Origin of the sequence: Sphingobacterium paludis, from assembly GCF_004364125.1 — a bacterium.
Taxonomy (GTDB): domain Bacteria; phylum Bacteroidota; class Bacteroidia; order Sphingobacteriales; family Sphingobacteriaceae; genus Sphingobacterium; species Sphingobacterium paludis.
Genome location: NZ_SNZV01000003.1, coordinates 308683 through 323735, shown reverse-complemented (window position 1 = coordinate 323735; position 15053 = coordinate 308683). Strand labels below are relative to the sequence as shown.

Genomic DNA, 15053 nt, shown 5'->3' with positions numbered 1-15053 from the left:
GAATTATGTTGGAGATGCTGCCTGAAAATATCACAACCGAGATGTTGTATGTCGCGCTAGCCGCTGGCGCAATGCGTATTGTGATTTGGATTATTTTCGCCTACACCATATACAGTACGCTGAAATTGGTGAAGAAAGAAAACAGAAATATATTGCCGGGCCAGGTGTGGTATGTTGCCCTGCCTTTATTCAATATTTACTGGAATTTTGAAGTTGTCCGTCGATTGACGGATTCCCTCAATAATGAGTTTTTCGATCGACAGGTCGAGGTTGAAGAACGGCCCACCCAAAAGTGGGGTATGCTGTTTGCATGGACATTTTTAATAAGCAATATCCCACTCCCGCTTTTCATACTAACGGTGGTTTTTGTTTTACATCTGGTATATTTTATCACCTACTGGGTAAAAATTCACGAACACAAGGTATTGCTTAAAATGCACATTCAACAATTTGGCGAGGATTATACGGTGCAAAATAAGGAAGATGAAAATTAAAGAACTCACGCAATATCTGGAGGAGATTGCCCCGCTCTCCCTTCAGGAAAGTTATGACAATGCAGGGCTAATTGTTGGAAACCCCGATGAGGAGATACAACGGGCGCTCATCGCATTGGACTGCACAGAAGATATCGTCGATGAAGCCATCGAGAAGGGTTGCGATATCATCATTTCCCACCATCCTATTGTGTTCAAAGGCTTAAAAAAGCTTAATGGAAAAAACTATGTAGAGCGGGTGATTATCAAGGCTATTCAACATAATATAGCGCTTTATGCCATACATACCAACCTCGATAATATCTCGGGAGGTGTAAGCAGTAAACTGGCGGAAAAACTTGGTTTGGTATCGCATGCGGTATTGCAACCTAAACAAGGATTGCTGAAAAAACTGGCTGTATACGTTCCGCGGACACATATCGAACTGGTTCGCGAAAGTCTGTTTGCCGCAGGCGCCGGCGGAATAGGTAATTATGATCAATGCAGCTACAATACCGTGGGCTATGGAACGTTCCGAGCCTTGGAAGGCGCCGACCCGGCAATCGGTATAGTAGGCGTGCAGGAACGTGTCGAAGAGACGAAGATTGAAGTCGTGTATCCCGCCTTAAAAGAGCGGTCCATTTTAATGGCGATGTATCAATCTCACCCGTATGAAGAAGTTGCCCACGACATCATTGCACTGGAAAACCCGCATTTCACGGTCGGTTCGGGCGCTATAGGTAACCTGGAACAGCCGATGAGTGCTGGCGATTTCCTTGCCTACCTGAAGCGCAAGCTTAATCTACACGTTATTCGGCACACACGCCTGCCCGATAAACCCATAGAACGGGTTGCTCTTTGCGGCGGGTCTGGCGGCTTTCTCTTGAGCGAAGCTAAGCGCTCTGGAGCTGATGTGTTCATCTCCGCAGATTACAAATATCATGAGTTCTTTGATGCGGAAGATGAAATCGTTATCGCAGATATCGGACATTTTGAAAGTGAACAATTTACTCAAGAATTATTATTAGAAATTATTCAGAAAAAATTTGCTAACTTTGCTGTCCTATTGACAGAAATAGAGACAAATCCTATAAAATACTACAGTTAATAATCCTAAAAAATCATATATTTGAGCCTCCTAATTAAGCATTAAGGGGCTTTTTTTATGGATTTAATCCTGCTTAAAGTGCAGTTGATACCAAAATTGATACCAATAAAATGATTGTAAATAATAATGAAAAATATAGGTTTTCGGAGCCTAAACACACATTTGAGGCAAAAGGCAACTTGGTAAAAGTATATGTAAATTACTATTACGAAGGTAAACGTTGTGTTTATAAGTTTGCAGAGGGGTTAAACACTAAGTACTTCACCATTAAAAAAGACATAACTAATCGTGAAATTAAAAAAAGAGTAGCGGAACGTTTGCAACTAATTAATAGCATAGAACAAAAACTAAGGGAATGGATTGATACTAGAGAATTTGACCCAACTAACAAGTTATTCAAGCTACCAAGCAATGAACTATCATTGCTTAGCTATTACAATGACTTTATTGAATATAAAACAAGGGAAAAAATAAAGGCTAGCAGTCTTATTCAATACAAATCAAAGTTGAATACCTTCACAGAATATTTGACTTCTATCAAGCAGGGAAACATTAGCTTAAGTAATGCAGATAAGCATTTATTCATATCCTATTTTCAGTACGTAAAGGCTAATAATGTATCAGATGCCTATTATAATGACATACTGAACTATCATCGGATGGTGTACAACTACATAATTGACATTAAAGAGCAAACAATAAAAAATCCTTTGAAGGTAATTAAATCAATTACCCTAAATGAGTCTGAAAAACATCAAATTATTGAATCGGAGTTTGTGAATGACAGTTTTATGCAATTACAAAATTACGCGAGTATGGAGTTAATGTTAATTTGTAAGTTCTTATTCTACACACTGCACCGACCTGACACACTTGTTCGTTTACAATTATCGGATTTCAATTTAAGTAATAATATCCTGCATATTCCAGCGGATAAAATTAAAACAGGTAAGGCGGTTACAATACAATTGCACCCATCACTTAAGGAAATCATTGAACAATACATTGCAGATAATGAAGTAAATGAAGACAGTTATCTATTCGGTTATGAGTACGTTCCAAGCGTTAGAGGACAGAAAAAACAATATCAATTGTTTGCTTCAAACCAATCTCACAGGCAAGACTACACTCTAAAATTCAGCCATTTCAGAGATAAACAAATTATCAAGGCGTACAAATCTAATCCATCATTATCACGCATATTCACCCCTAACCATACACTTTACGGTTACAAACATACTAGCATTGTATTTTTAAGAGAGAATAATTGGACATTGGAACAAATAATACAGATTAGCGGACACAAAAAAACGGAAATAGCACAGATTTATGCAAGGCAACATAAGCCGAAACTACCTGAATTTCCCAAGCTATAACAACAGCTATAACAACGAAAGGGGCTTGTATCGATGGCGTAGCCATGATACCGCCCCCACTTAAAACCCCTCCTAAACCTTGTAATAACCCCACTATTACCCCCTACTCCCCCCCCATTACCGCAGCAAAGCAACAACAACAAAAGTCATTGAATTGTAGGTATCCCCCTATGCCGCTAAAAAACGGGATATATCGGCATTTGCTGGGTGGGTTCGTTAATGAATCACGCCTTAAAAATTTTTTGGTAATTTTTTGAGTCTGAAAATAAAGGCTTTGCATTCGCTCCAACAAGCAAACTACACAATAAGTCATCCTTATATTACATTAATCCTAGTCGAAAAATTTGGGTTTGCTTCATTGTTGACCTATGTTAGTTGATATCGGTTAATGTTAATTGCATTAATCCTTTAATTAATTTAAAATCCCCTTGTAAGCGCTTTACTTATAAGGTCTTATTGTAGAAAAATATTGTCACATTAATTACTGAAAATTGAATATATAATGTTGTATAAAACAATCAAAAACAAAGAAAATATTAAAAATATCATCCATAACACAAGGTATGTAAGTACGGTTGTATTAGATGACTATAAGCTTAGATTGACCAAGCATTTGAACAGTGGAATAGTCAAGGTTACAAGGGTAAATACAAGTGCAGGTAAGCAAGCAATATTTACACCTGAAGAATCACAAGAGAGAATTAAACAACGTAGGAGAGACAAATACAAGCAACAGGTGAGCCAATACAAAAAAGATATAGATAAGTCTTTGTCTATCAAAAGCAAAAACAAGCTTGTAGAAGCTACAAAGAAATTCTATTCAGAGCATTATCAATTCAATTATTTTCTGTCCTTGCAGGACGGATTAACAATAGACAAAAGGGATAGAAATATAGCCAAGACAAGTGATGGTTATCACCAATTGCGCAATCAAGACAAATATCAGATTGCACGAGCAATTAGCCTACAGTCTTGCATTCAACGCACGGAAAAATACATTCAATCCCTTGTCAAGAACGGCAAACCTATCTACGACAATTATTACTACGTAGTGCATAAGAGCCACTATGACAACAGTTACCACGCGCATATTGCAATAAATATAATAGATACCACAATTGCGAATGTACATACATATTTGCAAAATAGGTGGCACTATTCCACTCGAAAAAAGCAGATGGTAAAAAAGGTGTATGACATTAAAGAATGTATAGGTTACATGAACGAGGAGAAAAAGAGGCTGAATGCTGAAGAAGTTTATGCAGAATGTAATATAAACAAATGCAGTAATAGGCTCGTCACTCAATCGGATTTGGTGGATGATATTAATTACTCACTAAAAACCTATACTCATCCCCAAACGCAAAATAAGCTTAAAAGATACGGTATAATTGGACTGCACAACTAAAGGGGTTAAAACCCTATTTTCATTATATGTTTTTGATTGATAGCCCCTGCTTAAGGGGCTATATCAATCATTTTTTTAGATAGTATGCTACGTTACTATCAAAATCATTTTCTTCGGTGACAATAACCAAAAATTGTCCATCGAAATAGAAATCAAACGAGGAGTGAATACCATTTTCATCTTGCATAGAGAATTGCATCGTTTGTTCGTTGTATGTTCCAATTGATACACTGCTTCTACCGTCTACAGTAGATACGATTCTAAAGGATTTATCAGCAAGTAATGTTAATTCAGATTGAATCTCTTCGTAGTTTTCATCGTTTTTATCACTTTCGATGAATATGCCCTCCTTAACAATGCCAGTTTTTTGGAGTATATATACACCAACTAAAGTTTCATCTACTTTTTCTTTTGAACAAGATAAAATAGTTCCTACTAATAAAAGAATTGGAAACAAAATGAGCTGAATTTTTAGATTTTTGGCCTTCATATTCATGGTTTTATATTTCATAAATTTTGTACTACTGTTAGTAGATTGAAAGGTTACGGATATAGACTTTTCCTTTGTAGGTATATTTTATATCAAGACTAGGCTTATATGCTGGATTAGTCAGTCTGATAGTGGCACCGAATATGTTATTTCCTGCATCGGTATGAAAGTATTCCTTTCCTATATGAGTTTCTCGGATTGTCGTCGCGGAATTACCATCTTTAAGTAACAAATCAATTTCATTGATGTCTAAATCAGCTGGAGACGATATGTAAAAGCGGAATGAGCCTATTATATATCCGTTACTATCTGTAAACTCTTTATTTGTAATAGTGGTTGTAACGTATTCCTCAACGTTATCAAACACAGTTACAGCAAATTCTCTTTTTATGTCTGGATTACTTTCTGAGTTAGCAGTGATTATTACATCGCCTTTCTGTAAGGATGTAACAACCCCTTCAGTACTAACTGTGGCGATACTTTCATTGGAACTTTTCCAAACCAATTTTCTATTTTCAGCATTTTCGGGAACAACTGTCACAGTAATACGTTCTTTTTCACCCAAAAGAATCAAGTAAGTATTTTTAAGAGGCGCGATGTCTGTTACACCGAGTAAACTAACATCCATTTTGTAGACAGCCTTTTTATTGCCATTTTCGCTAGTAGCGGAAATTTCTACCTCTCCGTTTCTATAAGTCTTTACGAGTCCGTTGTGGTCAACGGTAGCTACATTATGATTGTTTGACTCCCATTTTACATTCTTATTGCTAGCATTACTTGGATAGATTGTCACCTGTAGTTGTACCGCTGAACCAATAATGGCTTTGCCAGAACTAACTTCAAATTTAACTTCAGCCACAGCAATCTCACTTCCGATGACCTCTTTTTCATTGATAGGTTCATCTTTCGAACAGCCTACAAACGAAAAGAGCATTAAATTCGCGAGGCAACTTAAAATAAAATATTTCGACATTTTATAAAAATTAGTTGAATAATATGGTTTATCGAGCTGTAAAAATAAGGCTTTTAAGCCCTATATCAAAATCCTATTATTTCTTTTCTTGGTAAAATGCCGAAGGGTAAGAAACATAAGCGTAATGAAAGAGGGATTCTTATCTTAGCGAAGAATATACGAAGATATAGAGAGAGTAAGGGAATAACGATTGAACAGCTTGCAAACGAAATCGATGTAGACTATTCGCAAATTAGTCGTATTGAGCGAGCGCTAGTCAATACAAATATTTCAATTGTATTTGATATCGCTGCTTTTCTCGGCATTAAACCTTCTCAATTGTTGGAAGAGGATTAACTACACTAAGTTTATCAAATATTTTCGATTGCAACTTTGGTATTGAAATTCTGGCTAGATTTCATGCTATAGTTTTCTATATCTAATTTCTACCGTACATTATTTTTACATTTGTAGATGCAAGATAGTTACGATTTCAGAGCATTAAGAATGCTATTACAGCCTTCGATTCATTTGTACCAGATTCTAAATTATTATAAAGAAGAGGATAAGCAAACTATTCTGCACTACTTGGCTACGGAAAAACCAGAAGAATTGCTTACTTTTCTTAATGGATTAATTGAAAACATAAGCGAAGATATAGAGAGCCGTAAAGGTATAGTCGCAAAAGATAATATTCTAGATTTAGAGTCGATAACTGTGCAACTGCATATAAGATTATTTATTTCTGAATTACGCGAAAATTATGCGAATATCCGAGATTTGCTTTACCATAAAGATGATTCCGACGTCGAAACAATCCTGTCAATAGTTAACAAAGAATTAGAGCGTAACAACATACAAGTGCCTGAACATATACTAGTTGGAATACGAAGTAAGGTGCTTGAGGGTGTTAAAGAAGCTTTTACGCCTTCAACTAAAGTCAATGATGAAGAGAGTAATATAGTCAATAAAATGGAGCTTAAAAACTTGAAAAAAATAATCAGAAAAAAATAGTATCTTTGCCCGTTGTATTGTTTTTAATCAATCGCAGGTTATAATCTCAAAATGGGTATTATTGAAACCAAAATTGATACCAATGCATTCATGAGTCAAATTAAATTGACTGGAAATAAGTAAGTTAAAAAATATCATATAAAATACTACAGTTAATGGAACAAACCGTAGAACAGAAGTTAAAAGCATTATGGGCGTTGCAGTCCATTCACACAAAAATAGACAAGATTCGTCAGGTACGTGGCGAGTTGCCTATTGAGGTAGCCGATCTTGAAGACGAGATTGCTGGTCTTGATACGCGTATCGAAAAAATTAGAACAGATCTTGACGATCTGGAAGATTCTATCGTGAAGCGTAAAAACATGATCAAAGATGCGCAAGCAGCCATCAAGAAATACGAAGGACAGCTAAACGAGGTGAAAAACAACCGTGAATATGATGCTATTTCGAAAGAAATCGAGATTCAAGGGTTAGAGATCCAAGTATGCGAAAAACGTATACGTGAGGCTGAGTTTGAAATCAAGAACAAAACAGAAGGCTACGAGAGCACGTTGAAAAACGTGGATTATAGCAAAGGCGAGCTTGATGTGAAGAAACAAGAGTTGGAGACAATCACCTCTGAAACACAAAAAGAGGAAGATGCGCTAAGCGATAAGGCCGAAGCTGCTACAACCCACATTGAAGATCGCTTGCTTAAAGTATACAGCAAATTGCGCAGTTCTTTCCGAAATGGGTTAGCCGTAGTTTCTATCGAACGCGATAGCTGCTCGGGTTGTTACAACAAAATACCCCCTCAGTTGCAATCTGAAATTCGTCAACGCAAAAAAATCATTATTTGCGAGCATTGCGGACGTATTATAGTTGATGAGGGTATCGTTTTCGAAGAAGAGAACGGATAATTGAAGAAAAAAAGTATTTACAAAGGGCTGGTTTTATAAACCAGCCCTTTTTTTGTACAAAATCTATGATACATATACGAAAATATCGTAAATTCCATTATTTTTGACGGAATTCATTAGTTACTATCTTCATGAAATACAAAAATTCTATCGTTTGGTTTGGATTGCTTTGTACGAACATCTTATTGGGCTCTACACAGGCACAACCGAAGGAAACATGGCTGCTGCGTAGTCCCAGTATCAGTGATAAACACGTATCGTTTGTCTATGCGGGCGACATCTGGATCGCCGACAAAGACGGTTCCAATCCGCGCCAGCTTACTGTAAATCCTGCTGTGGAGCAAAACCCCATTTTCTCTCCCGACGGGCAACAGGTTGCATTTACCGGTAATTACGACGGCAATACGGATGTATATGTTATATCCATCAATGGCGGTGCGCCAAAGCGTGTTACGCATCACCCTGCAGCAGATGTGCTACGTGGTTGGCTGAACAACAACGAAGTTTATTTTACCACCACACGCGAGTTTACTTATTCCCTAGGATCCAGGTTGTATAAATCGACAGTAGATGGCGAAATGTCTACACCTTTACTGATGCCAGAAGCCTATCAAGGTAGCCCTTCGGCAGATGGTCGTTATTGGGCATATATAAAGAATACGGACCCAACGGAACGTGATCGCGTCGCCTTCAAGCGCTATCGCGGTGGCGGCATGCCTTCGATATGGATTTTCGATACACAAACCAAAGATGTGGAAGCTATCCCTGGCGAACGCTGTAATGATGTGAAGCCCGTATGGCTCGGCGATAAAGTTTTTTTCTTATCAGACCGCGACAAGATAGTCAACATCTACAGTTACGACACGAAAACAAAACAAGTTACGAAGATCACCAATTACAAAGATTATGATGTACGGACCTTGAATGGTAAAGGAAACGAATTGACGTTTGAGTATGATGGTCGCATCCATATATTAAATACAGGCAATAACAAGGTTCAAAGTTTGGCAATTCGTGTAAACGCCGATGCATTATACAGAAGACCGCATTACATCGATATGGGTAAGGACATACGTTCGTATGGAATCTCCCCTACCGGCCAGCGCGCTTTGTTCGAAAACCGTGGCGAAATTTTTACAGTACCCAAAGAAAAAGGTGATGCACGAAACATATCCAATTCGCCGGGCTCTCATGAGCGTTTTCCAGCCTGGTCGCCAAACGGTAAATGGATATCGTACCTATCGGATAAAAACGGTAAATATGAGTTGGTGCTCCGGGATCAAATGGCCAAAGATGAGCCCATCTATATCCCGCTCGGCCAGACGTCTTTCTATTATGAGCCCACTTGGTCTCCAGACTCTAAAAAGCTTTTTTACAATGACGCCCACCTCAACCTATATTATGTGGATATAGAGACGAAAAAGGTGACGTTGGTCGATAATGACAAATTGAGTTCCACAACAGGGCGTACCTCCAATCATTTTCAGCCCGCATGGTCTTATGATTCCAATTGGATAGCCTACATCAAAAGCCTTGGAAACGGTGTCCGTACCATGTTTATGTATAACCTGCAAACCAAGCAGCAAACGCAGATCACAGATGGTATGAGTACCGTTAACCAACCAACGTTTAGTCGCGATGGGAAGTACTTATTCTTCACCGCCAGTACGAATGTTGGGTTGACAAACTCCGGCTTACACATGTCTGCCTATGAAAAAAATGTGAGCTTCAACGTATATGCCTTTATTCTTTCCAAAGACACGCCATCTATTTTTAAGAACGAGAGTGATGAAGAAAAAGTAGGCGACGAAAAAAAGGACGACAAGAAAAAGGAGGAGAGCAAAGAAAAAGAAGAGCGTAAAAATAAGGATAAAGAAGAAGGTGAAGCAAAAGACAGCAAAGTTGTTAAAACAAAGGTTGACCTGGATGGGATAAACAATCGAATTGTTGCCCTACCCCTCCAACCGGGTTACTATCGTCTCGATGGCGCAACCGAAAATATGCTGACCTACATGCGCGGAAGATCCATTGGTGTGTATGACCTTGTCAAGCTGGAAGATAAAACAATCGTTGACAATGCGAACGGGTTTGAGATCAGTGCAGACGGGAAGAAAATGATCTACAGCAGCAACAAAAATTATTTCATCGTGGCAGCCGGTCAAAAGCCCGCTGCGGAGAGCGGCAAGCTGGAGTTTAAAGACATCAAGCAACTGGTCGATCCCGAGGCGGAATGGAAGCAGGTGTTCCATGAAGTGTGGGCGATGCAAAAAGAGTTTTTCTACGTTGAAAATATGCATGGTGTTGATTGGAATAGCGTAAAAACAAAATATGCTAAGTTCCTGCCATATGTAGGGCACCGATCAGATTTGGGCTATTTATTGAACGAGATGATGGGCGAAATGGTCGTGGGACATAACTATATTTACCCAGGAGACCAGCCGTCGAGCCCGTCTGTCAATACAGGCACGCTAGGTGCTGACCTAGAAGCCGTTAAAAATGGATACAAGATTTCGAAAATCTATACGCGCCTGGATTGGAATCCGTCCTTTAAAGCACCGCTGGCCGAGCCGGGATTGAACATTAAAGAGGGCGAATATATCCTCGCTGTAAACGGAATAGTATTACAGCGTGGTATCAATATATACCAGTTGTTGGAAAACACGGTCGATAAGCAGGTAACCTTAAAAATTAATAGCACGGCATCGTTGCAAGGTGCTCGGGAAGTCGTTGTTAAACCCATCGCTTTTACAGACGAGATTGCTTTGCGTCGCATGGATTGGGTAGAAGGAAACCGCAAGAAAGTGGATGCCCTTAGCCAAGGAAAAATAGCCTACGTCTATATGCCAAATACGGGATCCGACGGCTATACCTATTTTAATCGGTATTACTTTTCCCAAATGGATAAAAAAGCACTTTTACTCGACGAACGTAACAACGGAGGTGGTTCAGTGGCCGATTACGTTATCGATTTGCTATCCAGAGACCTCATGACCGGTTGGAAGATTCGCGATGGAAAGAGCTTCACGACACCTGGAAACGGAATTTTCGGGCCGAAAGCCATGATCATCAATGAAAATGCAGGTTCTGGTGGTGATATGATGCCTTATATGTTTCGTTTTAAAGATCTAGGAAAGCTGGTAGGACGTACAACAATGGGCATCTTAGTTGGAATTTCCGGCTATCCGCCGCTGTTGGATGGTGGTAGTATCACTTCGCCTAATTTTGGTATATTCGATCTGCAGGGCAACTACATCATCGAAAATGAAGGCGTGGCACCCGATATATTTGTAGAACAAATGCCAAAAGACTTGTTGGAGGGCCGAGATCCCCAATTGGAAAAAACGGTTAATTTGCTTATGGAGGAAATGAAAACCTATCCATATAAAGAGCTTAAAGATCCGAAAGATCCGATTCGAGTTAGATAAGCAAAAAGGAGCGAAATTTTCGCTCCTTTTTGCTTATTAGCTTGTAGGAATGTTTATTTTTAACGTATGAATGTAATCCATACAGGCGAGAAGAGCCCATGGTCCGATCTGTTGCTGCTATTTGGGATGGCGATACTATTTACGGTACTGCTTCAACTGTTCATACTGATTATATCGTTCGCTCTTGGCCAAGATGTTACCGCATTGCTGTCGGGAGCTAACAGGCCAGATGGTGAAACCAGCTTCCTGCATTATATGACCTTGGCCTCTGGCTCGGTAGGCTCATTTTTGCTCCCGGCATACTTCCTCCAACTCAGGCGACCTCAGTATACATTTTTTCCATCCAATAATGTGCGAAATGTTTTACTCTACCTGTTTCCGCTCGTGTTCTTATCCGTTTCGACCCCGCTCATGTCGTTGCTTGCCGAGTGGAACATGCAGATGAAGCTTCCGGAAGCATTTGACAGTGTAGAAGGATGGATGCGCACCCAGGAAGATGCTATGGGCGAACTGACAGCGCATACGGTGATGGTGACCACATGGGATAAGCTTGTATTGAATATCATAGTTATCGCTGTCTTACCGGCTATCGGAGAAGAATTCTTTTTCCGAGGTTCGTTGCAACATATATTTCAGCGTGTTTTAAAGAATCATCATGCAACGATATGGATCGTTGGGACAATTTTCAGTGCGATACATTTCCAATTTTATGGTTTTTTCCCCCGCTTGTTTCTGGGTGTTGTTTTTGGTTATACCGTGTGGTGGACGGGCAATATCTGGTCGGCAGTTCTTGCACATTTCGTGAACAATGCATCGGTTGTGCTCTTGGCATTCCATTATGCCCGGCAGGGGAAAGCGTACAGCGATTTGACGAAGACCGATTCTTACGCAATAATTATGTATCTTGGCAGCTTTGTTTTCAGTATTATTATCGCTCTGGTGTTTTACCAATATGCGAAAAAAAAGAAGCTATATGGAAAAAGGTTGGGTTAAGGTAGCTACCTATACAAACGAATTGACAAGTGAGATGATGAAACTATTGCTCGAAGAGCAAGGTATTCCCGCTGTCTTATTAAATAAGCAAGATTCATCGCTTAAATTTGGTCGCATTGAGCTCTTCGTTCGGGAAGAAGATGTGGTTGAAGCCGGCACCTATATTCATGCAGAAAATTCAGAGGAAGTAGATGAAGACTAGGGCTATAACCGGTTTCTTCTTTATCGCCGTTTTGATTGCTGCCGTATTGTGGGGAGCTGTAGCATTCGTGTCATTTTTCGCTGTTGTGGCAGCCTGCGCTGTATACGAGTTTTATAGCATGGTTCAAACAGATGACAACAAACCTATGGTTGTTATCGGTTGCGTAACCACGTTTGTGAGCCTAGGGCTGTTGAGTATGGTGCTGACTGGCCATTTGCCAGAACAATATTTGCTGCTCGTATTTGCCGCAATTTTCGTTGTCTATATCAATGGGTTGTTTCGAAAGGAAGGCCATCCCATATCCAGCATTGCCTATACCCTTTTCGGGATGATTTACGCCGCGGTACCTTTCGGAATTTTTATGAATCTGGGCTTCTTAGAAAGTGCTTACAATGCGTATGTCCCGCTCGGTTTTCTGATCATCTTATGGACCAATGACACCGGTGCCTATCTTGCTGGACGTAGCTTTGGTAAGCGGAAACTGTTTGAACGCATCTCGCCCAATAAGACATGGGAAGGCTTCTGGGGAGGTTTACTTCTTGCATCGGTCGCATCCGCTTGCTTAGCTCGTTATTTCACCACACTAACGCTGGGCCAATGGATTGTTGTTGGGCTATTGATCAGTATATTTGGAACATTGGGCGATCTTGTAGAGTCAATGCTGAAAAGAAACTGTGGGGTAAAGGATTCTGGCCGGATATTGCCCGGACATGGCGGCCTGCTCGACCGATTTGATGGATTGCTCATGGCTGCCCCGTTGGTCTATTTGTTTTTGAAGTTTTTTGTTTACCCGATTTAACGATAAAAACGAGCGTGGAGCGCTCCATAAACGCTGTAGAATGATGAAGATAGATAAAGCAACCTTCGATTTCCTAAGACAATTAAAGGCCAATAATGATAGGGAATGGTTTCAGGCTAATAGGGCAAGTTATGAAGATGCGCTCTCGAATGTGAAGGATTTCATTACTTCATTGATTCAGGAGCTCGCCCGGTTTGATCCGCATATCTCGACGGATATCCAGGCGGCTAAATGCCTGTTCAGGATATATCGGGATACACGTTTTTCTAAAGACAAAACGCCCTATAAAACTTGGTTTGCAGCAGGAATATCGCTGGACGGACGGAAATTAGAAGGCCCCGAATATTACATACACCTCGAACCCGGAAAAAACTTCTTAGCAGCGGGGTATTGGCGCCCAGGGAAACTGCATTTGGATCAAATAAGACAAGAGATCGACTATAATTTTCCAGCGCTTCAACAAGCCTTAGAACAGGGGGGCTGGACAACTGCCGACCTCTCTACAGAAGATAAACTGAAGCGGCCGCCTGCAGGCTACAGTGAGGATGACCCGCATATCGATATACTCAAATTAAAAAGCTTTATCTTATATCAAGCGTTTGATGATGCAGCACTAACGCATACCCAAGGCATACAGCACCTCGTGGAAACCGCGAAACGGATACATCCGTTCAAAAACTTTATCCACCAATCCTTGGATCAGTAGGGAAAACTTACCTTTCCCATACACACGGCTGGCGAATCTTTAATTTGCGTGACATGCTCAGCAGCACCAGCCACGGTTTCATTGGCTAACACGGCGAACAGACAAGCCTCTTTGGCATCTGGATCCACGCCTAGTACATCGAAGCCCTGGATTGAAATCGTAGGAAGCAACGCACCTAGTGCGGCCATCAAAACAGGGTTATGCAAACCTCCGCCACTGACGTAGACTGCTACATGATCAAGTCCTTCTGCCTGCGATTTTATGCCATTCGCCATCACAACAGCCGAAAACTGATTGAGTGTAGCCATGATATCTGCCGTCCGCAAATCGGACGTGCCAGAAAGCTCTTGAGCGCGTGCAAGGTACTCTAGATTGAAAACTTCTGGTCCGGTTGTTTTTGGAAATGCTGCCGAAAAAAAGGAGTCGTCCAGTAAAGCTTGTAATAGCCGCTCATCGACTGTACCTCGTGCAGCCTCTGCTCCATGCTCATCCATTTCTTGATCCAGCGCACTTTTCATAAACTGATTCATTAATGTGTTTCCTGGTCCTAGATCGGTGGCGTAGGCCTGATTCTCGGAATTACGGCAAGGAATGTAGGTGAAATTTGATATGCCGCCTATATTCAGTAGGATTCGATTCTCTACCTCGTCTGCAAAGAGTAAATAATCGCCGTAAGCCGCTAAAGGAGCGCCCTCGCCCCCAGCAGCAATATGCTTTTGCCGAAAATCGGCTAAGGTGATGATACCTGTATGCCTAGCGATATGATCAGCATCGCCAATCTGTAGCGTGCTGTTAGGATAGCTCGTTGAACCATCCAGGATACGTTTAGGGGCGTGGTAAACGGTTTGTCCATGGCTGGCGATCAGATCGATCGTTTCGCCCGCTATTCCCCAGGTGGCAAGTGCCATGTTGATGAGCTGTGCGTGCACGGCGCCGACATGGGCATGCAGTCCGCACAAAGCCTGCTGATCAATTGTTCGCTTTGCGAAAATCTCGCGAATCTGCGACCGGAAAAGATCATCATACGGGATGGTAACGAACCGTTCCAGTGCTAAAGTTGTTTGCTTGCCGCTACCGCGTATCTCACAAAGAGCGATATCTAAACCATCCAGGGATGTGCCAGACATCAAGCCGATAATCTTTCTGCTGGGTTTAGCGCTCAGCCTGTATAATTTTTCAATCTGCAGATTCATGCTCCTAAAATATAG

Annotated in this window: 15 protein-coding genes; 12 read left to right on the top strand and 3 right to left on the bottom strand. The window is 40.7% G+C overall.

From position 1 onward, the window contains the following. Positions 1-5 precede the first annotated feature (5 nt). The 4 genes from B0I21_RS07555 (at position 6) to B0I21_RS07540 (ending at position 4365) form a co-directional block, all read left to right on the top strand. On the top strand, positions 6-494 hold the full coding sequence (locus B0I21_RS07555) for a hypothetical protein (RefSeq protein ID WP_133639858.1): 489 nt from the start codon (positions 6-8) through the stop codon (positions 492-494). After that, a complete protein-coding gene (locus tag B0I21_RS07550) occupies positions 484-1581 on the top strand; it encodes a Nif3-like dinuclear metal center hexameric protein (RefSeq protein WP_133639857.1) in 1098 nt (365 codons plus the stop codon). The genes B0I21_RS07555 and B0I21_RS07550 overlap by 11 nt, the downstream gene beginning before the upstream one ends. Positions 1582-1691: 110 nt before the next feature. Further along, the gene (locus tag B0I21_RS07545; protein WP_133639856.1) at positions 1692-2957 is read left to right on the top strand and encodes a tyrosine-type recombinase/integrase; all 1266 of its coding nucleotides are present in this window, start codon (positions 1692-1694) and stop codon (positions 2955-2957) included. Positions 2958-3459: 502 nt separating this feature from the next. After that, positions 3460-4365 carry a hypothetical protein gene (locus B0I21_RS07540; RefSeq protein ID WP_133639855.1) on the top strand — a complete coding sequence of 302 codons (906 nt, stop codon included), beginning with the start codon at positions 3460-3462 and terminating at the stop codon, positions 4363-4365. A gap of 67 nt (positions 4366-4432) precedes the next feature. Here the strand turns inward: B0I21_RS07540 and B0I21_RS07535 are convergent, their stop codons facing one another. Then, positions 4433-4876 (bottom strand): hypothetical protein, encoded by a 444-nt coding sequence (locus B0I21_RS07535; RefSeq protein ID WP_133639854.1) that lies wholly within the window; start codon positions 4874-4876, stop codon positions 4433-4435. Positions 4877-4892: 16 nt separating this feature from the next. Then, a complete protein-coding gene (locus B0I21_RS07530) occupies positions 4893-5828 on the bottom strand; it encodes an Ig-like domain-containing protein (RefSeq protein WP_133639853.1) in 936 nt (311 codons plus the stop codon). Positions 5829-5924: 96 nt separating this feature from the next. Here B0I21_RS07530 and B0I21_RS07525 point away from each other — a divergent pair, with 96 nt between their 5' ends. From B0I21_RS07525 to B0I21_RS07490, 8 genes are all read left to right on the top strand, one after another. Next, positions 5925-6164, top strand: a complete 240-nt coding sequence (locus B0I21_RS07525) for a helix-turn-helix domain-containing protein (protein ID WP_133639852.1) — start codon at positions 5925-5927, stop codon at positions 6162-6164. Between the two features lie 117 nt (positions 6165-6281). Continuing rightward, positions 6282-6821 (top strand): hypothetical protein, encoded by a 540-nt coding sequence (locus tag B0I21_RS07520; protein ID WP_133639851.1) that lies wholly within the window; start codon positions 6282-6284, stop codon positions 6819-6821. Positions 6822-6976: 155 nt separating this feature from the next. Then, a complete protein-coding gene (locus tag B0I21_RS07515) occupies positions 6977-7720 on the top strand; it encodes a zinc ribbon domain-containing protein (protein WP_133639850.1) in 744 nt (247 codons plus the stop codon). A gap of 131 nt (positions 7721-7851) precedes the next feature. Further along, positions 7852-11145, top strand: a complete 3294-nt coding sequence (locus B0I21_RS07510) for a S41 family peptidase (protein ID WP_133639849.1) — start codon at positions 7852-7854, stop codon at positions 11143-11145. A 66-nt stretch (positions 11146-11211) separates the two neighbouring features. After that, entirely contained in the window at positions 11212-12138 is a 927-nt protein-coding gene (locus B0I21_RS07505; RefSeq protein WP_133639848.1) for a CPBP family intramembrane glutamic endopeptidase, read from the top strand. Further along, complete coding sequence (locus B0I21_RS07500; protein WP_133639847.1) at positions 12119-12340, top strand: putative signal transducing protein; 222 nt, start codon at positions 12119-12121, stop codon at positions 12338-12340. The genes B0I21_RS07505 and B0I21_RS07500 overlap by 20 nt, the downstream gene beginning before the upstream one ends. Then, entirely contained in the window at positions 12330-13139 is an 810-nt protein-coding gene (locus B0I21_RS07495) for a phosphatidate cytidylyltransferase (RefSeq protein ID WP_133639846.1), read from the top strand. The genes B0I21_RS07500 and B0I21_RS07495 overlap by 11 nt, the downstream gene beginning before the upstream one ends. Positions 13140-13179: 40 nt before the next feature. Further along, a complete protein-coding gene (locus tag B0I21_RS07490) occupies positions 13180-13845 on the top strand; it encodes a DUF2461 domain-containing protein (protein WP_133639845.1) in 666 nt (221 codons plus the stop codon). Here B0I21_RS07490 and B0I21_RS07485 read toward each other — a convergent pair. Next, positions 13839-15038 carry an anhydro-N-acetylmuramic acid kinase gene (locus B0I21_RS07485; RefSeq protein ID WP_133639844.1) on the bottom strand — a complete coding sequence of 400 codons (1200 nt, stop codon included), beginning with the start codon at positions 15036-15038 and terminating at the stop codon, positions 13839-13841. The two genes, B0I21_RS07490 and B0I21_RS07485, sit on opposite strands and share 7 nt — an antisense overlap. Between the last annotated feature and the right edge of the window lie 15 nt (positions 15039-15053).